18 protein-coding genes are annotated in these 22,801 nt (G+C 30.9%); 9 read left to right on the top strand and 9 right to left on the bottom strand.

The window, feature by feature from the left end:
- Nucleotides 1-56: 56 nt before the first annotated feature.
- Both ACIQZ1_RS03635 and ACIQZ1_RS03640 read right to left on the bottom strand, forming a co-directional pair.
- Entirely contained in the window at nt 57-2,525 is a 2,469-nt protein-coding gene (locus tag ACIQZ1_RS03635; protein WP_396159160.1) for a TonB-dependent receptor plug domain-containing protein, read from the bottom strand.
- 2 nt (nt 2,526-2,527) lie between these two features.
- A complete protein-coding gene (locus ACIQZ1_RS03640; RefSeq protein ID WP_396159162.1) occupies nt 2,528-4,270 on the bottom strand; it encodes a M23 family metallopeptidase in 1,743 nt (580 codons plus the stop codon).
- Between the two features lie 265 nt (nt 4,271-4,535).
- Here ACIQZ1_RS03640 and ACIQZ1_RS03645 point away from each other — a divergent pair, with 265 nt between their 5' ends.
- Complete coding sequence (locus ACIQZ1_RS03645) at nt 4,536-5,213, top strand: hypothetical protein (RefSeq protein WP_396159164.1); 678 nt, start codon at nt 4,536-4,538, stop codon at nt 5,211-5,213.
- Between the two features lie 50 nt (nt 5,214-5,263).
- Here the strand turns inward: ACIQZ1_RS03645 and ACIQZ1_RS03650 are convergent, their stop codons facing one another.
- The 4 genes from ACIQZ1_RS03650 to ACIQZ1_RS03665 form a co-directional block, all read right to left on the bottom strand.
- A complete protein-coding gene (locus ACIQZ1_RS03650) occupies nt 5,264-6,739 on the bottom strand; it encodes an oligosaccharide flippase family protein (RefSeq protein WP_396159166.1) in 1,476 nt (491 codons plus the stop codon).
- A 116-nt stretch (nt 6,740-6,855) separates the two neighbouring features.
- Nucleotides 6,856-8,157 (bottom strand): glycosyltransferase family 4 protein, encoded by a 1,302-nt coding sequence (locus ACIQZ1_RS03655; RefSeq protein ID WP_396159168.1) that lies wholly within the window; start codon nt 8,155-8,157, stop codon nt 6,856-6,858.
- A gap of 37 nt (nt 8,158-8,194) precedes the next feature.
- A complete protein-coding gene (locus tag ACIQZ1_RS03660) occupies nt 8,195-10,630 on the bottom strand; it encodes a YfhO family protein (protein ID WP_396159170.1) in 2,436 nt (811 codons plus the stop codon).
- A 60-nt stretch (nt 10,631-10,690) separates the two neighbouring features.
- On the bottom strand, nt 10,691-10,948 hold the full coding sequence (locus tag ACIQZ1_RS03665; RefSeq protein WP_353148097.1) for a DUF4834 domain-containing protein: 258 nt from the start codon (nt 10,946-10,948) through the stop codon (nt 10,691-10,693).
- A 94-nt stretch (nt 10,949-11,042) separates the two neighbouring features.
- Here ACIQZ1_RS03665 and ACIQZ1_RS03670 point away from each other — a divergent pair, with 94 nt between their 5' ends.
- The 7 genes from ACIQZ1_RS03670 to ACIQZ1_RS03700 are packed head-to-tail and all read left to right on the top strand — an operon-like array spanning nt 11,043 to nt 16,411.
- Nucleotides 11,043-12,002 carry a transporter gene (locus ACIQZ1_RS03670; protein ID WP_396159172.1) on the top strand — a complete coding sequence of 320 codons (960 nt, stop codon included), beginning with the start codon at nt 11,043-11,045 and terminating at the stop codon, nt 12,000-12,002.
- On the top strand, nt 12,002-13,120 hold the full coding sequence (locus ACIQZ1_RS03675) for a GTP cyclohydrolase (RefSeq protein WP_396159174.1): 1,119 nt from the start codon (nt 12,002-12,004) through the stop codon (nt 13,118-13,120). Before ACIQZ1_RS03670 ends, ACIQZ1_RS03675 begins: the two co-directional genes overlap by 1 nt.
- 40 nt (nt 13,121-13,160) lie before the next feature.
- Entirely contained in the window at nt 13,161-13,478 is a 318-nt protein-coding gene (locus tag ACIQZ1_RS03680) for a YbaB/EbfC family nucleoid-associated protein (RefSeq protein WP_396159176.1), read from the top strand.
- Nucleotides 13,479-13,493: 15 nt separating this feature from the next.
- Nucleotides 13,494-14,417 (top strand): tRNA (adenosine(37)-N6)-dimethylallyltransferase MiaA, encoded by a 924-nt coding sequence (miaA, locus tag ACIQZ1_RS03685; RefSeq protein ID WP_396159178.1) that lies wholly within the window; start codon nt 13,494-13,496, stop codon nt 14,415-14,417.
- A gap of 43 nt (nt 14,418-14,460) precedes the next feature.
- Nucleotides 14,461-15,093 carry a hypothetical protein gene (locus ACIQZ1_RS03690; protein WP_396159180.1) on the top strand — a complete coding sequence of 211 codons (633 nt, stop codon included), beginning with the start codon at nt 14,461-14,463 and terminating at the stop codon, nt 15,091-15,093.
- Nucleotides 15,093-15,686, top strand: coding sequence for a hypothetical protein (locus ACIQZ1_RS03695; protein ID WP_396159182.1), 594 nt, complete (start codon nt 15,093-15,095; stop codon nt 15,684-15,686). The genes ACIQZ1_RS03690 and ACIQZ1_RS03695 overlap by 1 nt, the downstream gene beginning before the upstream one ends.
- A 2-nt stretch (nt 15,687-15,688) precedes the next feature.
- On the top strand, nt 15,689-16,411 hold the full coding sequence (locus ACIQZ1_RS03700) for an acyl-[acyl-carrier-protein] thioesterase (RefSeq protein ID WP_396159184.1): 723 nt from the start codon (nt 15,689-15,691) through the stop codon (nt 16,409-16,411).
- A 112-nt stretch (nt 16,412-16,523) separates the two neighbouring features.
- Here the strand turns inward: ACIQZ1_RS03700 and ACIQZ1_RS03705 are convergent, their stop codons facing one another.
- Nucleotides 16,524-17,549, bottom strand: a complete 1,026-nt coding sequence (locus ACIQZ1_RS03705; protein ID WP_396159186.1) for a threonine aldolase family protein — start codon at nt 17,547-17,549, stop codon at nt 16,524-16,526.
- Nucleotides 17,550-17,595: 46 nt separating this feature from the next.
- On the opposite strand from ACIQZ1_RS03705, the gene prfB reads away from it, so the two are divergent.
- Nucleotides 17,596-18,691, top strand: a protein-coding gene (gene prfB / locus ACIQZ1_RS03710) for a peptide chain release factor 2 (RefSeq protein ID WP_396159188.1) whose coding sequence is annotated in 2 segments (ribosomal slippage) — nt 17,596-17,658 and nt 17,660-18,691 — 1,095 coding nt in all. Because the reading frame shifts where the segments join, the coding sequence is not laid out codon by codon here.
- 99 nt (nt 18,692-18,790) lie between these two features.
- Here prfB and ACIQZ1_RS03715 read toward each other — a convergent pair.
- A complete protein-coding gene (locus tag ACIQZ1_RS03715; protein ID WP_396159190.1) occupies nt 18,791-21,334 on the bottom strand; it encodes a zinc-dependent metalloprotease in 2,544 nt (847 codons plus the stop codon).
- 143 nt (nt 21,335-21,477) lie between these two features.
- Nucleotides 21,478-22,725, bottom strand: a complete 1,248-nt coding sequence (locus ACIQZ1_RS03720; protein WP_396159192.1) for a porin — start codon at nt 22,723-22,725, stop codon at nt 21,478-21,480.
- Nucleotides 22,726-22,801 lie beyond the last annotated feature (76 nt).

Raw genomic sequence — 22,801 nt, forward strand, 5'->3', positions numbered from 1 at the left:
ATACTAATTTCTAAATCAATTAGTTTTAAAAATATGTCAATTCTGTTTTCTAAACATTAAATTCTCATACTTATTTTCAAATTAAACGTTCGTGTGGTTAAATAGTTTGGCACACCGTATTGTGTTTTAGTATATACATCTCGCACCCAAGTATTGGTTATGGAGTTTTGATTATTAAACATATTATAAATTTCAAAACCTACACTAAATTCAGAAAAATTAGCTAGCCATTTTCTATGTCCACCCAATTTTGCATCTTTAAAAACATAAGAAAATCCAGTATCGGCTCTTCTGTAATCGTTTAATCGTGTTTGATATAAATAGGGATCAGCATAAGCAGGCGAACCTCCAGGTAAACCAGTATTATATACTAAATTTAAATACATTTTTAAACTTGGAATTTTTGGCATATAATCTTGAAATAAAATAGCAAATTTCAATCGTTGGTCTGTAGGACGAGCAATAAAACCTTTCCCCCCCTGGTTTTCTTCTGTCTTTAAATACCCAAACGTAAACCAAGATTCTACACCAGGAACAAATTCGCCATTAAGTCTTCCATCAATTCCATACACATAAGCAGTGGCGTTGTTATTTGCTTCATATCTAATTCGTACATTATCTATGGTATACGCATTTACATCAGTCATCGTTTTGTAATAAGCTTCACTCACTAATTTAAAAGGTCTGTTCCACATTTGAAAACTATAATCGTGTCCAAAAACAAAATGAATGGATTTTTGATCTTTAACATTTGCATTTACAGAGCCATCGCTGGCTCGTAATTCTCTATAAAAAGGAGGCTGATTATAAACACCGACCGAAAAGCGAAAAACCATTTCTTTATCCCAATTTGGTTTTAAAATAAATTGCGCTCTCGGTGAAAATGTAAATTGATTATTTCCAGAAATTCCATTATTTGAAGCCATCCAACTTTGCCCACGAACTCCAGCATTTACAAAATAAGTATGCGAACCAATCATCCCTTCATAATTCCAATTTAAATAGGAATTGAATCGATTTATTGTGGTATTGTTTTTAGCACGAACATTTTGGTATGGTGCTAAAGGTCCAAAATATGGGTTATAGGGTTGGTCATTTATATATTCTAATTCTGGATTTGGTAATGAAAATCCAGCGGAATCAATAACTTCCCATTCTACTACCCTATCTCTAATGTTTTCGAAATTATGTTTAAAACTCCATTCTATCGCATTGTCATCATTTAATTTATGATTTCCCTTTATTTCATTCGTTACAATTAATGCATCTAAATTATTTCTTGCGTGATTTAGTTGCGAACCAATTCCGCGAGAAAACACTACGTTTCCAAAGGTTTCAGAGCCAATATTTGCATCTACTTCACCCAAACGATATTGTGCTAAAATGTCATAATATTCTTGTTCTACAGTGTGATACACCGATGAAATATGTTTGTATTTATTGTTTTTATTAGGTTCAAAAACAGATTTTACCGCTCCAAAAAACGTTGTATAAGTATCTCTTTCTTGTCCTTCATACTGAATTAATAAAGCAATTGGTTCGCTGATGGTTCCAAAATTCGTTTGACGAGAAGTCGGTTGATAGTTATAATTATTTTGTGCAATATTTCCTAAGAAACTAAAATTCCATTTGGTATTTAAGTTAAAGTTAAACAGCGATTGCACATCTAAAAAAGAAGGTGTATAATTGGTTTGTGTTTCCTGACTTTTTACTAAAAGTGAGTTGTTTCTATAGCGAACTCCAGTTATATTACTCCACTTTTGATTTTTGGAAACGCCTTCTGCAAAAATACTTCCACCCAGAAAACTGGCTTCAAAACCTGCGTGAAATGTTTTTGGATTTCGATACGCGATATCTAATACAGAAGACAATTTATCGCCATATTTCGCTTGAAATCCACCTGCATAAAAATCTATATTTTGTACCATATCGGTATTGGTAAAACTCAAACCCTCTTGTTGCCCAGAACGAACTAAAAACGGACGATAGACTTCAATTTCATTTACATACACTAAGTTTTCATCGTAATTACCACCACGTACGGCATAGGAAGTACTTAATTCATTATTTGAATACACACCTGGAAGGGTTTTAATCAAATTTTCAACACCCGCATTTCCTCCAGGGATTCGTCTTAATAAAACAGGAGAAAGCGCTGTGGCTCCATTAATTTTTCTGTTTTTACCTGATATTACAACGGTTTCAATTACTTCATTAATAGTTCCTAAAATCGGATTCCATTCAAAATCTTCATTCGGTTTTAAATTCACTTTATATGTGGATTTCTTGTAAGACGAATTGAAAAATGAAATAGTAACTTCTACATTAGCAGCTATTTCTAATTCGTAAAAACCATTTTTATTAGTAACTGTATTTGATTTAGGTGAACTAACCGAAACATTTTCAATAGGTAATTGATTTTCGTTTAAAACCACACCTTTAATTCTGGCTTTTTGCGCAAAAGAAAAGGTAGAAATTAAAACAAAAAATAAGATAATTCGAATTGACTTTATATTAAAATTCATACTTAATAAATAAAATTAGATAAAAAAGTGGCCGTATTGTTTAATTTATCTGATACCACAATTTTAATACTATTAGTTCCTGAAATTACTTTCCCATCTTCAAAATTATGAATCAATTTTTTAGTTTTATAATCGTATTCCATTAAAATCCATTCATCATTTAAAAAAGCAACATAACTGTCAATACCCGAAAGCGCATCGCTTATAGAAACACTTAACGTTTTTAATTTTGATATATTGCTTCCCTCAATAAAATTAGGATTATAAATGCGAGGTGCCACATTATCAATACCTAATTTATATTTTCCAAATGCTTTTACTTTAGCAGAAATTTTTGTTCCTTTTATGAAAGATGAATTGTACTCTAACTTATACCCCGAAACGGTACCAATAAAAGCTTTTTTTCTATCTTCTTCGGATAAATCTGACATATCCATAGTTACAGTAAAACCATTTTGAATGGCTTCAAAATTATTCTCTATATCTAAAACGCCATCTTTCTCAACAATATTTAAAGTAGCATTTTCATATAAAGCATTCGGTGGAAAGTATACTGCCGTTTTATCAAACTCAAAATTATATTCCGATTTGTGTTTTATAAAATAATTTTCTTTTGCTACTGGTTTTGAAGTTTCAGGAAATTGAACTGCTTTTTCATATGAAATAGGGACATTTACAATAGTTGTATTTCCATGAAAATCAGAAACTACAATTTTATAAGTATAATTTACATTTGGTTTAATATCGATAAACCCATTTTTAGTATTTCCGTTAACAATAGATAAAGGATAACTTTCCTTGACAAACAATTTTTGAAAGCGTTGCTTTAGTTTTTTAAACGTTTTAAAATCAATAAAATAATTTATATGTTTCGATTCATCAAAAGCAAACGTTTCGAATTCGTATTTAAAATTTGGAGAACCATTCAAATAACTTTCTACTTTATAAACTCCGTTTTTATTATAATTATTGGTGGATATATCATACGAATTATGCGCAAAACCAATTTTTCCACTGGCTACGACTTTTGTAGCTAAAAAAGTTCCGTCCACTTGTTTTTGTAACGACAAGCTAACTGGATTTCTGCTTTTATTTACTGATATTGAATCGTTTGCAGGATACACCATTAAACTGGAAATCACTGGATTTGTTTCGTCTTTAATCAGTTTATTCATTCCAAAAGCCATTGGATTGATAATCTTTTCTGATGCTGTATCTCTAAACTCAAAATGCAAATGGGGTCCGCCACTACCACCAGAATTACCTGACAAAGCAATAATTTCAGATTGTGTAACTTTTATATTGCTTGGATATAATTCCACTTCAAAACTTTTCTGACGATATTGTTGTTCTTTAACGTACGCTTCAATTTTATCGCTAAATTTCTGTAAATGCCCGTAAACCGTTGTATATCCATTAGAATGTGCAATATATAACGCTTTTCCATAACCAAATGGAGATACTTTAATTCTAACTACCATTCCGTCTGCAGCGGCGTAAACAGGTAGTCCTTCTATATTATTGGTGCGAATATCTAACCCTGAATGAAAATGATTGGAACGTAATTCACCAAAAGTCCCAGATAAATTTATTGGAATATCTAAAGGAGAACGAAAGTAATCCGTTGGATATTGCGCAAAAACTAAGTGGCTTATAAAAAATAATATATAGAATGACTTCCGCATACTGATTCTGATTTGTGCTAAAATAGTAAATTCAGAGGCAACAACAAAAACTAAATTCAATTTCAGTCTAATTTTTTACTTTTTTGAAATACAGATTTTTGAAATTTTAAAAATTAGTATAATCTGTGTTGTAAATAACAGAAGATAAATTGGTTGACTTCCTTTAAATATTCAATTTAAAACACTAAATATCAATTCATTAGAAATCATTAACAAGTTGTTATCATATCGTTATCATATAAATATTATGCTTTGGCACAACAATTGAAAATAGTTAAATAACAAATAATTTAATAAAATGTTTAACAATTAAAATTTAGAAATCATGAGAAAAATTACATTTTTAGTTGGCAGTTTTTTAATCCTGTTAAACGCAGTTTATGCTCAAGAAGTTAGCACTGAAAGACGTGGTATCAGAAATGGGCACCAAAATGGGCACCCTAATTATTATGCTATTGATTACAGAGATGCAGAACCAATTGTGTTTTTAGAAAGAGGCATTTTGTTTTATGTTTTTCCAACCGGCGATTTCGATTTCAATATTGGAAACAACAATTATATTGCAAGACGAGGTGGTACACCTACAAACTCAAATTGTAATGAAAGAGGTAACAGAGGCATTAAAATTGAGTTCGACTATTATGGTAGAATCAGAAGAATTGGTAGTGTTTTTGTAAATTACGATTATTATGGAAGAATTAGAAGAATTGGTAGTGTTTATATGACGTACAATAGTTTTGCTTTAACCAGAATTGGTGGTATGAGACTATTTTATAACTACCACGGACAATTAGTTGGCGTAACTGGTTTTGTAAATGGAATGAACTACGGATACCAATACAATCCTTGTCCAGCTGGTTATAACGGAGGAAGCTATCATAATGATGATGCTGGAAACGATGGAGATTTTTACTACTACAAAAAAGATGGTAGCAAAGAAAAAATGAAAAAAGAAGACATCGACGAAATTAAAAAAGATACCGAAGAACGAAAAAGAAGTTAAAAAATAACTGATGTAAAAGTCCCATTACGTATTTACGAAGCGGGATTTTTTTATTTTTTTACAAAAACCTTATTGAATACATTTCTAATTACAAAATTGATATCACTTGAAACTTTGAAATAATAGTGTAAAGCCAAATATAAAATTGAAATAAGTATCGATTTTAAGCCAATATTAATTATCGGATGAAATGGAAATTCCCAAAAATAAAATGCAAAAAACAACACTACAGTAATAACAAATGAAACTATTGTGTTTTTAGTAAACGGAAATAATTTCATTTTAAAAACCACGAATAATAGCTTTGCTAAACTGTACATTCCAATAGCTATTAAAGTTGCCAAAGCCGCACCATTTATTCCGTATTTTGGAATAAAAATCAAATTTAATCCTACGATTACAAAAACCAATAAAACCCCTAAAAGTAACACCGTTTTATAATATTTTGAATTAAAAATGATAGAATTATTGTTACCTAAAATAACATCAAAATATTTCGATAAACCAATTGTAAAAACTACAAATAAACCTTGACTATATCCTTCATTTGGAAGAATCTTATACACTTGATTTATGTTTACTAAAATTCCAATATAAATTAAACCACCAATTACTTGAAGTGTTACAGACGATTTTTTATACAACTCATTCAGTTCCTGCCATTTATTTTCGCTAATTAATTTTGCCGTAATTGGATAGGTGATTTGATGCATAGCACGTTGGGGTACGGAAATAACCATTGCCAAATAAACAGCTAAAGAATAAAATGCAATATTTTCGATTTTTAAAAACTGATTTATCATATATTTATCAATATCTAAAAGCATATTGGCTACACTTGCCGATAAAATAATGAAAACGGTAAACACAAAAATAGACTTTGTGTTTTTTGGAAACTTTTTATTAAGTTGAATGGGTTTCACTTTATTGGCATAATAAATAATTACTAACAAACTAATCCCATAAACCAAAACCAAAGAATGAATAAATTCTGATAACGTTATCCATTTAAAATAAACAGCAAAAAGCGAAAGTGTAATTAATATTCTAACAAAAACTTCCTTGACAAAAGAGCCAAAAACCGACTTCATATGGGCACGCAACCAGGCATAAAAAATCTCAAAATAACCAATAAATAAAGCAATTATTGGAATTTCCCACACATAATCATATACAATAGTATTCTTTGCAGATTCATACAATGCAATGTTATCATAAAAAAGATAAAACAAAGCAAAAAACGGTATAACAATTAGCAATGGCAACAAAAGCATATAACTAATATAGCTACTTAACTCGGCTTCCGTTTTATTATTTTCATTGAAAAATTTAATTAAAGTATTCTGAATGCCAAAAGACATTATTGGATATAAAATACTTGCTGCAGATAAAATATAATTAGTTAAACCTAAATATTCCTTACCTAAAAAAACAGGATACATATACAAAACATTAATTGCACCAATAGCAAAACCAATAAAAGTAATGATGGTGTTTTTAATAGATTGTTTAATTACGATACCCATTTTTAGATTGTTAGATGGTTAGATGGTTAGATTTTTAGATCTTTAGATTATTTAGATGTTTTAACTTTTTTAGATTTTTTAGATTTTAAATATTTCTCTAATCTGTGTTATTAATCTTACGTTTTACTATTAAATTTTGAAATTGTATTAGCCAACTTTTCAGTCAAGCTTTTTCTGCTATATTGTTGTAAACCTACTGCATTAACTTTTAAGTTTTTATCCAAATATTGATTAAAATAGTTTAAAATTTGACTTTTTAGCTCATTTTTCTCGTTATATTGATAAAAAACACCTGTATTTGTCTGTTTTATGATATTCTCAAAATCGGAGTTTATAGGTCCGATGGCTAGAATAGGTCTTTCTGAAACCATATATTCAAAAAGTTTTCCTGGTATGATACATTTTGTGTCATCCGAATCAATTTCTATTAACAATAAAACTTGTGAACTTCTTTGATGTACTATTGCTTCTTCGTGCGAAACATAACCTAAATTTTGTACGAAACTATCTAAATTAAAATCTGAAATTGATTGAATAACTTCTTTACTAACCGCACCAATTAATTTTAATTTAAAATGAGTTGCAAATGCTTCATTTTCTTGAATTAATTCCGATAAAGACTCCCATAAAATCTGTGGATTTCTTTCCGATAAAAACGAACCAATATGTGCTAAAGTAAACGCTTCATCTAAAGATTTTTTTTCAATTTTCTCTACATCATATCCATTTGTAATGACTTCAATAGGTTGATTTGTAATTCGTTCAAATTCAGATTTTGTTGTAGGAGAAGTTACTAAAATCGTATCGCAAGTTGTTAAAACTTCTTTTTCTAAAGATTTGTGCTTGGCACTCGCCCACTTTGATAATTTAAGTTCTTTATGATAACCAATAGTCGTCCACGGATCCCGAAAATCAGCAATCCAATTTATGTTTAGTTGCTTTTTCAAATCTAAGCCAATTAAATGCAAACTATGTGGCGGACCCGTAGTTATTATGGTTTCAATATTGTTTTCTTGAATGTATTTTTTAAGATATTTCACTGAATGTTTCACCCAAAAAACGCGAGCATCTGGGATAAAAACATTTCCTCGAATCCAAAGCATTGCTTTTTCTATAAACGATTGCTTTTTCTTTTGAGTAATGATACCAGCACCTAATTTCTTTGTTTTGTTTTTCGATAAAAATGAAGCCAAAGCATACGGTTCAAATATTTTGTTTTTCAGAATAACTGTTTTATCAGAAACATCAGAAAGTAATTTTTCATCAAGTAACGGATAACTTGGATTTTCTGGAATATATACAATGGGTTCTATGCCAAAATCCGGTAGGTATTTTACAAACTTTAACCAACGCTGTACACCAGGCCCACCAGCTGGCGGCCAATAATACGTGATGATTAAAACTTTATTTGCACTCAAAATATTATGTTTATATACCTGTCAGGTTTATATGAATTTATTTTATCTCAGCCAATTTATTATTTTGTTTTCTCCAATAAAAAATCCCTAATCCTATAGCGAAAATCATTAAAAGAGTGGATATCAAAGCAATTGTACTTCCTGTTTTTACTACTTCTGGTTCAAATTTAAATTCAATGGTATGTTTTCCTGCTGGAATTTGCAAACCACGTAACACATAATTTACATTTATAATTTCAGCATCTTTTCCGTCTATAGTAGCCTTCCATCCTTTTTCGTAATACATTTCAGAAAATACACCAAAACCATTTTTAGAGTTATTTGAAACGTATTTTAAATGATTTGGTTTGTATGACATCAGTTCAATAGTTGAAGTGGAATCTTTACCCGTTTCAAAATTAAAAACACCTTTAGTTAAAGCTGGTTTCTTAAAAGTAGCTTCATCATTCGTTTTCAACTTATCCAAAGCTTTCATTTCTTCATCTGCAGAATTTACCACTTTCACTTTTGACACAAACCAAGCACTTCCATTCGCATTCGGATTTTCTAACGATTGTTGATTGCCTTCTTCATTGGTTTTTAAAATATATTTCACATTTAACATATTCAAGACTTCAAAATTGTTTTTTGCAATTTGATAATCGAATAGTTCTTGCATTTTCTTTGGTTTGGCCGCGTGATATCCTCCAATAGATTGATGATAAAAAGACGTTCTTGCACTGTTCATATTTCCATCCACATCAAAAACTCTAAAATGAGTGGTGTCTTCTAATATAATTGCATCCGCTTCAGTAGGTTCGCCAAATGGTCGTTCTATTTGACTTTTCGAAACAAAATCATCGGCTTTAACGTAGTTTTTCGCAACTACAAATAAATCTAACACCATTACGAATCCAATCAATATAACTGTAGTTAAGTGTGAAAACGTTTTTTTCGTATAGAAAAATAATATTCCAAATGCTACTGCTAAAAATCCTAATGAACGATATATAGTAGACATATACATATTCGCTCTGTCTTCTTTTAAGACTTTCATAAATTCAGGACCGTATTGTTGGGCGTACATTTTATCGTTTTCGCAAGTAAAATCAAACATACCATTTCCTAAAAACAATACGATTAAAATACCACCAACAATCCCTACTGAATATAATAAAGGTTTTTTTCGTTCAGCTTCATCAGCATTTAAAAATGCCGACAAACCTAAAATAGCTAACACAGGCATACATAATTCTAAAATCACTTGAATAGAAGAAACGGCTCTAAATTTATTATACATTGGGATATAATTAATAAAGAAGTCTGTAACTACAGAAAGATTTTTACCATATGAAAGCAATAAGGATAGTACGACAGCACCAGCTAAAGCATATTTGATTTTTCGTTTTTCTAAAAACAGTGCCAAAATAGCTAAGAAAAATACCACAATTCCAATATATGCTGGTGCAGCAACAATTGGTTGATCGCCCCAATACGTTGGCATATGTTTTACCAAATCTCTAGCTTCCGTTTCAGGAACATTTTGTCCTACAATAAATTGATACATAGAAGAGGTATCGCCCAAATCTTCTGCGTTTGATCCCCCAAATAACTTAGGGGCAATTAAGTTTAAACTTTCGGCCACACCGTAACTATATTGCGTAATATAGTCGTAACTCATGGCATTCGTATCGGTTTTCTTTTTGCCGTTTTCATCAAACGTTAAATTACTATTACTTCTGGTTGAATACTTAGCGTATTCGGCAGTGGCTAATAAATTTGTTGCATTGGCACCAATAGCCAAAATAGCGCCTAAACCTAAAATTGCGAATGATTTATATAAATGTTTGAAATCTTTTTCTTTAACAAATTCGTAAATATAAAATCCAATTACAAAAGCAAATAAGAACAAGAAGTAATACGTCATTTGGAAGTGATTCGCCTGAATTTCTAATCCAGCAGCAAGCATCGTTACAATTCCACCAATCAAATATCGTCTACTAAAAACAAAGATAATTCCAGCTAAAACCATAGGAATATAAGCAATCGCATGCGCTTTTGCATTATGCCCTACTCCTAAAATAATAATCAAATACGTAGAAAAACCAAAAGCTAAAGCACCAAAAAAGGCTTGTAACGGTTTGATTTTTAAACTCATTAATAACAAATAAAAACCTAAGAAATATAAAAATAAATAATCGGCAGGGCGAGGTAAAAATCGTAATGCACTGTCTAAACTTTTAATGTAATTATGAGGATATTTTGCACCTAATTGATACGTTGGCATACCACCAAAAGCACTATTTGTCCAATACGGCTCTTCATGAAATTCATTTCTAAAGTCGTTTTGTTCCTTTGCCATTCCGGTATATTGTGCAATATCCGATTGCATTATTTGTTTTCCAGCCAACACCGGATAAAAATAAATAATAGCAATTACTATAAAACCAAAAATGGCATATATATGGGGTGCAAATTTTTCTAATTTCTTCATCTTACTTCTTAAAATTAATATCCTACAAAAATAAAAAAATCTCCGCCATGACGGAGAAAATTATTCAACTTCTTCATAATCGATATAATCACCAACTACTTTTTTTTCTTTTTTGGGAACTTCTTGTTTGTTTTCCGATGTGGATTGATAGTTTTGTTGCTGTTGTTCAAACTGCTTTTTAATATGTTCTTCTGCTTTTTTCGCCACTTTTTGCATCAAATAGGGTGCTAGCAATCGCATGGCGAACTTAAATAAATAATAAAACAAAATGATATAGAATATGGTTCTAATAAATCCCGGCACACTTGCTGTATCCATAATTGTATTTTTTTTGTCAAAAATAAGGAATATATCAAATCTAATACTTAAAATTATGATAAAATATTTACATTTGGGTTTTAAATATATCTTTATGAAATTTCCTACAAAAGTTGTTTGTATAGCAACCATATTGCTAACGTCAATTGCGAATGCACAATATACGGACGAAGTAAACTCTAACCGTCCTGGAAAATCTATGATGGCGTTTTCTGTTGGTAAAAGTGTCATTCAAACAGAAACAGGTGTAAATTACATTACTGAAAACCACGATAAATTAAACTATAGCGCTAAAGGATATTTTGCCGATTTAGCGTTACGTTGGGGATTATTTAAAGAAGAATTAGAACTTATAGCTGAACTTCAATATCAAAAAGATTCGTATGTTCAATACGATGTTACTTCAAGCAGAAGTGCGTTACGACAAACTACTTTTGGTGCAAAATATTTAATTTATGACCCTTTTAAAAATGGTCCTGAAAAACCAAGTATATACAGTTGGAAAGCCAATCATCGTTTCAAATGGAAACAATTTATTCCTGCGTTCTCTGCTTATGCAGGTGCCAATTTAAATTTTTCTGAAAATAATTTGTTTGCGAATACTTCAATAGTTGAAGCAAAATTTAGTCCTAAAGTTATGGCTATTGCTCAAAATCATTTTGGGGACAGAACGGTTTTAGTAACCAACTTAATTTACAACAAAATAGGTACAGATTTTGCCAGTATCGATTATATTTTAACCGTAACGCACGGAATCAATCAAAATTTGTCCGTTTTTCTTGAGAATCAAGGATACAATGGCAAATATTATAGTGATGGCATTTTCAGATTAGGCGCTGCTTATTTGCATAAAAAAGATATGCAATTTGATGCTTCCATTGGTACCAGCATAAAAAACACGCCAGGAATATTTTATGGTGGAGTTGGTTTCACTTGGCGTTTTACTAAAAATTACAAAGAAGTAAAAATGGACAAACCTGGCACAAGAAGTAAAATGGATAAGAAAATGGATAAAAAGGCAGCCAAAAACAAAAGAAAAGACGGTGTAGACTAATGATAGAAGTAAAAGAAATTTTCTCGAAAAAAGAATTGAAGGAATTTATTAAATTTCCTTTTGAGTTGTACAAAGACAACAAGTATTGGGTGCCACCAATAATTCAAGAAGAATTAGATAGCTTTGATAAAACCAAAAATCCCGTTTTTAAAACCGCCGATACTCATTTTTATTTGGCTTACAAAAACAATAAAATTGTTGGTCGTGTGGTTGCGATTATCAATTGGGATGAAGTGAACATTTTAGGCAAAAAGAAAGTGCGATTTGGTTGGTTTGATGTTATTGATGATATTGAAGTTACGAAAGCACTTTTAGATAAAGTAATTGCTTTTGGAAAGGAACATCATTTAGATAATATTGAAGGTCCTATGGGGTTTTCAAATTTGGACAAAGTAGGCTGTTTAATTGATGGTTTTGAAGAAAGAGGTTTAATGATTACGTGGTATAATTTTCCTTATTATGCGACCCATTTTGAGCAATTGGGCTTTGTGAAAGAAAAAGTATATTTAGAAAGTAAGTTTCCTTTTTCAAACATTGATGCTACAAATTTTCAACGCGTGGCGGATATGATTGAAAAAAGATACGATTTAACCCATCTGAATTTTACAAAAACCAAAGACATTATGCCGTATGTAGACAAAATGTTTACATTATTCAATGGTAGTTATGCCTCTTTGCAATCGTTTGTACCCATTAACGATATTCAAATTGCCTATTTTAAAAAGAAATACATTTCGTTTATTAATCCTGAATTTATAAAATTTGTGATGGACAAAGAAGGTAAAATGGTAGCATTTAGTATAGTAATGCCCGATTTTGCTGAAGCACTACAAAAATCAAAAGGAAAACTATTTCCAACAGGATTCTTACATTTATTAAAAGCAAAAAACAAATGTAAAACTGCTGTGTTTTATTTAATTGGTGTATTACCCGAATACCAAAGTAAAGGCGTTACCGCAATTTTGTTTAATGAAAACCACATCAGTTTTAAGAAAATAGGTGTAGAAAATTGTATGCGAACTCCAGAATTAGAAGACAACCACGCGATTCATAATTTATGGAAAAATTTTGATCCAAAATATCATAAGAAACGTTGTACGTTTATAAAGGAATTGTAATAAAAGAAGAAATTAAAATTAAAATTTAAACAAATACAAAATGGACTTAATGGGAATGATGGGTAAATTAAAAGAAACCCAACAAAAAATGGAAGAAACTAAAACCCGATTAAACAGCGTTTTAGTGGACGAACAAAGTAACGACGGTTTATTACAAGTAACTTTAACAGCCAACAGAGAAATTAAAAACTTCAAAATTTCCGATGAATTACTTCAAGATAAAGAAATGTTAGAAGATTATTTGATTACCGTTTTAAATAAAGCCATTACAAAAGCTACTAATGTAAACGAAGCCGAAATGGCAGCTGTAGCCCAGTCAGGGATGCCAAGTATTCCAGGAATGGATATGTTTAGATAAAATATTTTTAAAAAATTGAACTATCTCATTACTATTATCGGACCAACAGCTATAGGAAAGACTTCCTTGAGTATTGCTTTGGCACAACATTTTGGTTGCGAAATCATTTCGTGCGATAGTCGGCAATTTTTTAAAGAAATGTATATTGGAACTGCTGTTCCTTCAGAAGATGAATTGGCTTCAGCACCTCATCATTTTATTCAAAATAAATCGATTTTTGACAACTATTCCGTAGGAGATTTTGAAATAGAAGCGCTTGAAAAATTAGATGAACTTTTCGCAAAAAATAATATCCAAATTATGGTGGGCGGTTCTGGTTTGTATGTAGATGCCGTTTTAAAAGGTTTTGATGAATTTCCAGATATTGAGGATGGTGTTCGTACAGAAATAAATTCTAAATTTGATGCATTAGGTATTGAATTTTTACAGCATAAATTACAAGAATTAGATCCCAATTATTATAATAAACTGGGAAAAGAAAATCCACAAACCTTACAAAATCCGCAACGTATGAAACGTTTTGTAGAGGTTTGTATTGGAAGCGGTTTACCCTATTCTGGTTTTATTGGAAAAAGAAACAGCAAACGTAACTTCACTCCTATTATCATTGGTTTAGAATCGGATAGAGAAATTATGTACGACCGAATTAACCAACGTGTCGAACTAATGTTTGAAGCAGGTTTGGTGGAAGAAGTTAAGCAGTTACTTCCTCATAAGAATCGAAATGCCTTACAAACCGTTGGATACAGAGAATTATTTGATTATTTTGAAGGGAAATGCACACTTGAATTCGCTGCAGCACAAATCAAACAAAATACACGCCGATTTGCAAAACGTCAAATGACTTGGTTTAAGCGTACTGAAAATGCTGTTTGGTTTGATTACCTTACAAATAAAGACACTATTGCAAAGTATATTGAAAAATTAACAAAAGAATAATGTAACGAAATATGATTTTACTTAATTTTGAAATAAAAACTAAATGAAAAAAATAGTAATCTTATTGGTTTTTATGTTGTCTTCGTGCGGAATTCCTTATGATGGAGAAACCATAATAAATATTTCTTTTAAATTTGAAGATAAAAACGCGACACCCACACCAAATATAGAAACCAGTATTAGCTCTGATTTTAACTCATATGTAGTGTATAATGTCGATGATGATGTGTATAATAAAAAATCAGATGAAAATGGCAGGGTGCAATTAAAAATGTTTAAACCAGTTTCTACTTTTGCAATACACATAAATAGTTCTTCATATCTATCATATGACATTATTAATATAACCGCTGATACAATTCAAAATAATAATTTTGATTTTGGTACAATCACCATGTTTAAATTAGAAGATTTAGCTGACTTTAATATTACTCCAAATCAAGTAAATTCAAATAAAATTATTGATAAAATTGAAGTTGTCGCATTAAAATACAAGAGCGTTATTGACTTTTCAACACCTGAAGTATATTATCCAACTTTTAACTATTCTTTAAAGAAAAATCAAAATTTCACATTAAAGTATACAATTAAAGACTTAAATAATAATTCAAAACAAAATTTTATTGAAAATTTGAGTATTGCTAATAATACATTAAATCATATTATAACTTACTAATGAAAAAAATAATTGTACTTGTATTATTTTCAGTTTCATCCTTTTCACAAATTAAAAAAGAAACTAAAATTATTAATTTAGAACCTAGTTTAAGACTTGGTATCAACTCACCCATTTATTTTGGAAATAATTTTTTTGCCAAAGATTTTAGTGGTGGCGTAGGTTTTAGTTCTAATTTCACATTTATTAAAGTTTATCAAACCAATTTATCATTTGGATATGAATACAATCAATTCAACTTAAAAAATAAAGATGTAATTGGTAATTTTGAATACATGAAGAAACATTGCTATTTTGTAGAAGCTTCGCAAAATATAACATTAAACACTAAATTTTCAATAGTTCCATTTATACAATTTGCAGCAGCAAATATTAAATTTAAAAATGAAGAACGAAAAACTATTGCAAAACAAAACGGTAATGAAATTAAAATTGGATCCTATTTAGATTATAATTTTAATTCTACCTATACAGCCTATTTTGGTATTAACTTCATAAAATATTTTAATAGATTAAATGCAAATGATACTGACCAGAAATATTTTGGGAATTCAAATGCTATTCAACTAACTCTTGGATTTGAATTTAATTAATTATGCCGATTTCATCTAACTTTACTTCTATATACAAACAAAATTTTGAAATTGGTTTTCAACATTGCTACTCTAACGGATTTTTAAAACATACCGAAATTTGTAATTTATTTCAAATAGTTGCCGGTATTCATGCCGACTTGGGTGGAATAAGCTATTTAGACATGCAACAACATCAGCAAGCTTGGGTGTTAAGTAGAATGCGAATTGAAATATCAAAATTACCAAAATGGAAAGATGTTATTACCATAAAAACTTGGATTAAAACATTAGAAAATTCGCGCTCCATTCGTTGTTTAGAAATGTATTTGAATGAAGAAAAACTAATAGGTTGCGAAACTTTTTGGGTGGTAATAAATACTACTACCAGACGACCAGATAATTTAGCGTTACCCCATACGCATTTTGAAAAATATGATACCGATAGTATTGCACAACCCATTCAGAAAATAACTATTCCAGAAGTATTTACACAGAAAAACGGAAGAAAAATTCTTTTATCGGATATTGATATTGTAAATCACGCCAACAATGTCAAATATTTAGAATGGTGTTTAGATGTTGCAAACGTAGAAATGGTATTAAATAATACAATTAAAGCATTAAACTTAAATTACTTACAAGAATTAAATTATGATGATGCGATTGAAATTCATCATACTACACATTCGTTCTTGATAACAAAAAAGGGAAAAAATTGTTTTGCTTTGGAAATTGAGAAATAAAATAAACACATAGGAACATAGATGTTTTTTAGTGTTTTATTATTAAGAAAACATAGCTATGTAAACCTAAGTCAAATGATTTTAGAATAAAACTATGTTCCTATGTGTTTAATCAAAAACTAATTTTACTCAACGTTTCCATCACATAATCGTGCATTACTTGTTTGTAATCCAAATGAGTAACCATTCGTAATTTACCCTGTCCCATATTGCTGATATTGATGTTTTTCTCTTTAAGTTTATCAATAAATTGCGTTTCATTGACATCACTTTTTAGTTTAAAAATAACAATATTGGTTTCAATAGGTTCTACTTTATAAATAAAAGGCAGCGTTGCTAAAACACTTCCTAATTCTTTAGCTTTTTTATGGTCTTCTTCTAAGCGAGTAATGTTATTTTGTAACGCATACATCCCAGCTGCTGCTAAATAACCTGCTTGACGCATACCGCCTCCAAATATTTTACGAATTCGAAGCGCGCGTTTCATATCTTCTTTTGTGCCTAACAAAACCGAGCCAACAGGTGCGCCTAATCCTTTAGATAAACATACTGAGATGGTATCAAACAATTCGCCATACAGTTTTGGATGTTGCTTTTTAGCTACTAAAGCGTTCCAAAGTCGGGCGCCATCTAAATGAAATTTCAAATTATGTTTCGTGCAAACTTCTTTTATTTTCTTTAATTCTTCTATATCATAACAAGCGCCGCCGCCTTTATTTGTTGTGTTTTCTACACAAACTAACTTAGTCATTGGTGCGTGATAAAACTCAGGATCGTTTATTGCTTTTTCTACTTGCTCCGCCGTAATCATACCTCGATTTCCATCAATTAAATTACACGAAACACCACTATTAAAGGCTACTCCACCCGCTTCGTATAAAAATACGTGTCCCCATTTATCGCAAATTAATTCGTCACCCGGATTGGTGTGTAATTTTATAGCAGTTTGATTTGCCATCGTTCCGGAAGGGAAAAACAAAGCGGCTTCTTTACCAAATAAATCAGCTAAAGACGCTTCCAATTCATTAACTGTCGGATCTTGTTTAAAAACATCATCACCCACTTTTGCATTAAACATAAATTGCAACATTTCTGGAGTGGGTTTGGTAACCGTATCGCTGAATAAATTAATTTCCATAAATCGTATAAATAGTCTATTTTTGTTCTGTAAAATTACAAATAAAATGGTAAATACCGAACAAATTAAAGACATTATTAATCGCCTTGGTGCGTTAAGGAGGTATCTTTGACGTTGATGCCAAGCTTGTAGAAATATCTAACGAAGAAGAAAAAACCTTTGCTCCCGACTTTTGGAACAATGCCAAACAGGCAGAAATTATAGTACGAAATTTGCGTTCGAAGAAGAAATGGGTAGACGACTATACGCATTGTGAAGATTTAGCTGAAGAATTACAACTGACGTATGATTTTTATAAAGAAGACGCCGTTTCGGAAGAAGAATTAGATGCTATTTTTGAAAAAACAATTACCCATATTGAAGATTTAGAATTTAGAAATATGCTTTCGGAAGAAGGTGATAATTTAAGTGCTATACTTCAAATTACCGCAGGTGCTGGAGGAACAGAAAGTTGCGATTGGGCAAGCATGATGATGCGAATGTACTTAATGTGGGCTGAAAAACAAGGGTATAAAGTAAAAGAATTAAATTATCAAGAAGGCGATGCTGCCGGTATAAAAACCGTAACATTAGAAATTGAAGGTGATTTTGCTTTCGGGTATTTAAAAGGAGAAAATGGCGTGCATCGTTTGGTACGAATTTCACCTTTTGATAGTAATGCTAAGCGACATACATCATTTGCTTCGGTGTATGTATATCCTTTGGTTGATGATACCATTGAAATTGAAATCAATCCTGCAGATATTGAAATTACAACAGCCCGTTCTAGTGGTGCTGGTGGGCAAAATGTAAATAAAGTAGAGACCAAAGTTCAATTATATCATAAACCTTCTGGAATTCAGATTCAATGTTCCGAAACGCGTTCGCAACACGACAACAGGTCGCGTGCGCTACAAATGTTAAAATCGCAATTATACGAAATTGAGTTGAAGAAACAATTGGCACAACGTGATGATATTGAAGCCGGTAAGATGAAAATTGAATGGGGTTCGCAAATTAGAAATTACGTTTTACATCCGTATAAACTAATTAAAGATGTGCGTTCCGGATTTGAAACTTCCGATTCTGAAGCCGTCTTAAACGGTGAAATTGATGGGTTTTTAAAAGCCTATTTAATGATGATGGGACAAAAAGAAGACTAACAAATTAGATAAAAAAATTCGACCTGTCGAGTTGTAAAACTTAACAGGTCGAATTAAACAACTCGACAGGTCGAGTTTAAAAGTTTAACAGGTCGAAATTTATTGCTTTGGTTTCATAGCATTTTCAATACGCGCAACCAAATCATTTAAGTGAAATTTAGTTAAACGATCTGTTGAAACAGCACTTGCTTTTTTCAATTGTGCTTTCAATTCCACCAATTGTCCTTTAGCAATAGAAGGAATATCGGTATCTAAAACACTAATTCTTTTTCCATCAAAATTTCCATTAGCCGTTTTATCAGCTAAGGCAACATCAATAACTCTACTTACAAATACTTTTTGAAGATTTCTTCTGTACATATCAATAGCAGCATTCGATTTTAATTCTGAGAAAATACCTCTTCTTAAATCTGAAATTAATTCATCAACTGAATAATTAGCTTTGTTTAACGATGAAGTTTCAATTAATCGAACCAATCTATCATTTGATAATAAACTTGAAAGTGTTGCATCTTGCATACTTTTAATGGCATCCACACCAACATCGCCTTTTATTTTAGAAATAATATCTTGATTTAATAACCAAGTTGGTGTTTTAAACAATTGCTCGTTTAAGAATGCAACTGCTTCATTTTGAATAGCAGATGGTGTAACTTCGTATGCATTTCCTGCCATATCATAAGTTTTTGGATTTTCATACACCCCACCTACGTTTTTAGTTACGTGCCCCATATATCTTCTAAACTGTCCAACTAACGAATTATACAATCCTTCTAATTCTGAATAATCTTCGCCGTTTTCTTTGCTCCATTCTGTTAGATTAGGTAAAATTCTTTTCAAATTTTTAATTCCATAAGCAGACGCTTTCATAGAATTATCTCCTAAATCTTCTGTTTGATAACGTGGATCGTAAGGATTGGTTTCCGTACCAAACCATAGTCTTCTGTTTTTATAAGCGTCTTTAGTCATTTCATTTAACAATGCTTTTTCCACTTTTTCATCGGCAGCATCTTTAAAATAAGAATAACCCCATTTAATTGCCCATTTGTCATAATCTCCAATTCTTGGAAACAAATCTTTTACATTATCTTCTGGTTGTGCTACATAATTAAAACGTGCATAATCCATAATAGAAGAAGTATGTCCGTTTTTCTTTTGGAACTCTGGATTTCTTAACATTTCTACTGGAGTAGCATTACTTGCTCCCATATTATGACGTAATCCAAGTGTGTGACCTACTTCGTGAGCTGCCACAAAACGAATTAATTCGCCCATTAATTTGTCGTCTAATTTTTTATGTCTTGCATTTGGATCTACCGCAGCTGTTTGAATTAAATACCAATCACGTAATAAACTCATAATATTATGGTACCAACCAATATGACTTTCCATAATTTCACCTGTTCTTGGGTCATGTACATTAGGTCCGTATGCATTTTGAATTTCGGCTGCAAAATATCTCAATACAGAAAAACGGGCATCCTCTAAACTCATTGTTGGATCATTTTCTGGCCAATATTCTCCACGAATGGCATTTTTCCAACCTGCAAATTCAAATGCAGCTTGCCAATCATCTATTCCTTGCTTGATGAATGGTTTCCATTTATCTGGTGTTGCAGGATCTAAATAATAAACAATTGGTTTCTTTGGTTCAATTAATTCGCCATTTTTTTGTTTTTGAGCATCTTCTTCATTTTTTGGTTCTAAACGCCATCTTACAGCAAAAACATCTGTATCTGCTTTTTGAGAATCTTCTTCAAAAACATCGTATCCATTGGCAAAATACCCCACTCTTTTATCGAATGTTCTTTTACGCATTGGGTTTTCTGGTAATAGAATAAACGATGTATTTAATTCCATAGTAACTACACCCGCATCAAGAGCGGCTGGAAAATCAACACCAATTTTAGGCATTGGCGTTCTTGAAATTTGAGGCGCTACAGTTGTAAACGTTTTGGTAGTTCTAATTTCTGTATTGATTGGAAAACTTTTTACAAATTGAATAAACGATTTGTCTTTTTGAAACGCCTGAATGCTTAACATTTGCTTGTTAATTGAATTCAAAGAAAACGTTTGTAAATCAGAATCGAAAGCCGGAGTCATATCAATAACGCTAGCAACATTATTTTTCCCTGACTCGTCTTTTTTATACGCTAGAACATCATAAATACCGATGATTGGATCGGCACTTGAATTTTTTACTGACTTAGTAATTGGTTTGTCCTCATCTGGGGTCATAATTACATAAGTAATAGAGCGTAATAAAATGGTGTTGTTCATTCCTTTTTCAAAACGAACCACTTGTCTATTAATTTCTTCACCTCCAAAAATTCCACCACCAGCTGGTGTTTTAGAATATCGGGTTATCGTCATTATTTCTTTTCCGATTAATGATTCAGAAATTTCAAATAAATATTTGTCCGCTACTTTATGAACGTCAATTAAACCTTTTTGAGTAACCGCTGTAGAATCAATTACTTTTTTGTAAGGTTTTGGTTCTTTTTTTGCATCTGGTTTTTTTGCGTCTGCTGCTGGTGGAGCTGCAGGTGCATTTTTGCTTTTCTGGTCTTTCTTTTGAGCGACACTTTCAAAGGTGCTTAAAAGCAAAAAGCAAAATAAAATTTGTATTGATTTTTTCATCATAATACTATTTTTTTGGTTAGTTATTTTATAAGACTCTAAATATACATTTATGTTACTTTAATGCTAAAAATTTTATGTTAATTTTAACAAATGATGAAACAAAAAAAAAGCCGATTCTCTATTTTGAAAATCGGCGTTTTTTATTAAAAATTAAATTGTGCTTGCAATCGCAATAAACTTCCAGTTTGTTTGTTATCCGATAAAACAGCGTCTTCATACCTTCTAGAAGAGATTGTATAATCTGCAACTAATTCAAAACTTTTAAAAGGTTGCCATTCTATGCCAATCTCTAAATCATTTACTTTATAACTTCTTGCGTCTAATTCGTGCTTTTTACCTCCATTATAATAATGATATTTCAAAAATGGAAATACAATATTATTTTTAATTTTTGTTTTTGCATTTAACAATACATACCCTCCTTCAAGGTGGCTATTTTCAATAGTATTGGAAGCTGGGTTATATCTTGGACCACGACCAATGTTATACTCTGCTTGAAACCCAAAAGGTTGTGGGTAGAGAATAAAAGAAGCTGCTGCTCTTTGATCCAAAAATTCAGGATTGTTATTTTCTAATTTTGCTTTTGCAGTACCAGTAGTTAAAGTATTTACAACATATTTACCATTGTACGCTTGAATACCGGCTTCAAAAATTTGTCCGTTATCAAACTCAATTGGATAGGTAAATCTAGCTACAACATGTTGATTGTTGTTTCTCTCAATTGAATTAGCTGTTTGTCCATTATAAATACCTATTCCAAGTAAACCATAATCGCCACTACCTTTTAAACCATCATCAACTAATTTCTTAAACAGCTCTCTTTTTTGTTTGGTTGCCCAATAGAAAAACACACCCAAATCCCTTTCATTTGAAACAGCACTATTTAATCCATCATTTCTATCTAATGATAATCGATTTTGTGAAGATTGCATGTTTTCAAAACCGAATGGAACTTTACTTTGTCCAATTCTAAAACGATATTCTCTATCTTTATCTAATGATAAATCAAAATAAGCATCTCTTATTTGAAAAATATGGTTTGTAGTACTTGCAGATGATGCAAAATCTGGTTGAATATATATATAAACATTATCATGTATTTGTCCTGAAAAAATAATCCTTCCACGTCTTATAAAAAAACTATTATTTCCTCCCCAAGATTTATCACATTGCTCACAACCTAAATTAGAATTTGTTTCTAATAATTTATTATATCTAACTTGTGCATAACCTCTAATATTAATTAAATCAAACCATTTTTTCTTTGATGGTTCCTCTTTTTTTATTTCAACGAAATCTTTATTATTCAATTGCGTTTCAACTGAATTTTGAGAAAATGATGTAATAGAAATAAAAAAAACAAATAGATTAATGTAGAATAATTTTTTCATTTGTGTTTGCTTTACAATGTTAAGAATTAGTTGTTTAATTGTATTTAGATTGCAAATTTAATGTTAAGAACCTAAC

It is taken from the genome of Flavobacterium sp. (assembly GCF_044341185.1).
Classification (GTDB): Bacteria; Bacteroidota; Bacteroidia; order Flavobacteriales; family Flavobacteriaceae; genus Flavobacterium.

Excerpts from the sequence above, each read along its gene's own strand:
- ACIQZ1_RS03635 (WP_396159160.1), bottom strand. The coding sequence starts at position 2,525 with ATGAATTTTAATATAAAGTCAATTCGAATTATCTTATTTTTTGTTTTA.
- ACIQZ1_RS03645 (WP_396159164.1), top strand. The coding sequence starts at position 4,536 with ATGAGAAAAATTACATTTTTAGTTGGCAGTTTTTTAATCCTGTTAAAC.
- ACIQZ1_RS03650 (WP_396159166.1), bottom strand. The coding sequence starts at position 6,739 with ATGGGTATCGTAATTAAACAATCTATTAAAAACACCATCATTACTTTT.
- ACIQZ1_RS03660 (WP_396159170.1), bottom strand. The coding sequence starts at position 10,630 with ATGAAGAAATTAGAAAAATTTGCACCCCATATATATGCCATTTTTGGT.
- ACIQZ1_RS03665 (WP_353148097.1), bottom strand. The coding sequence starts at position 10,948 with ATGGATACAGCAAGTGTGCCGGGATTTATTAGAACCATATTCTATATC.
- ACIQZ1_RS03670 (WP_396159172.1), top strand. The coding sequence starts at position 11,043 with ATGAAATTTCCTACAAAAGTTGTTTGTATAGCAACCATATTGCTAACG.
- ACIQZ1_RS03675 (WP_396159174.1), top strand. The coding sequence starts at position 12,002 with ATGATAGAAGTAAAAGAAATTTTCTCGAAAAAAGAATTGAAGGAATTT.
- ACIQZ1_RS03680 (WP_396159176.1), top strand. The coding sequence starts at position 13,161 with ATGGACTTAATGGGAATGATGGGTAAATTAAAAGAAACCCAACAAAAA.
- ACIQZ1_RS03690 (WP_396159180.1), top strand. The coding sequence starts at position 14,461 with ATGAAAAAAATAGTAATCTTATTGGTTTTTATGTTGTCTTCGTGCGGA.
- ACIQZ1_RS03695 (WP_396159182.1), top strand. The coding sequence starts at position 15,093 with ATGAAAAAAATAATTGTACTTGTATTATTTTCAGTTTCATCCTTTTCA.
- ACIQZ1_RS03700 (WP_396159184.1), top strand. The coding sequence starts at position 15,689 with ATGCCGATTTCATCTAACTTTACTTCTATATACAAACAAAATTTTGAA.
- ACIQZ1_RS03705 (WP_396159186.1), bottom strand. The coding sequence starts at position 17,549 with ATGGAAATTAATTTATTCAGCGATACGGTTACCAAACCCACTCCAGAA.
- ACIQZ1_RS03715 (WP_396159190.1), bottom strand. The coding sequence starts at position 21,334 with ATGATGAAAAAATCAATACAAATTTTATTTTGCTTTTTGCTTTTAAGC.
- ACIQZ1_RS03720 (WP_396159192.1), bottom strand. The coding sequence starts at position 22,725 with ATGAAAAAATTATTCTACATTAATCTATTTGTTTTTTTTATTTCTATT.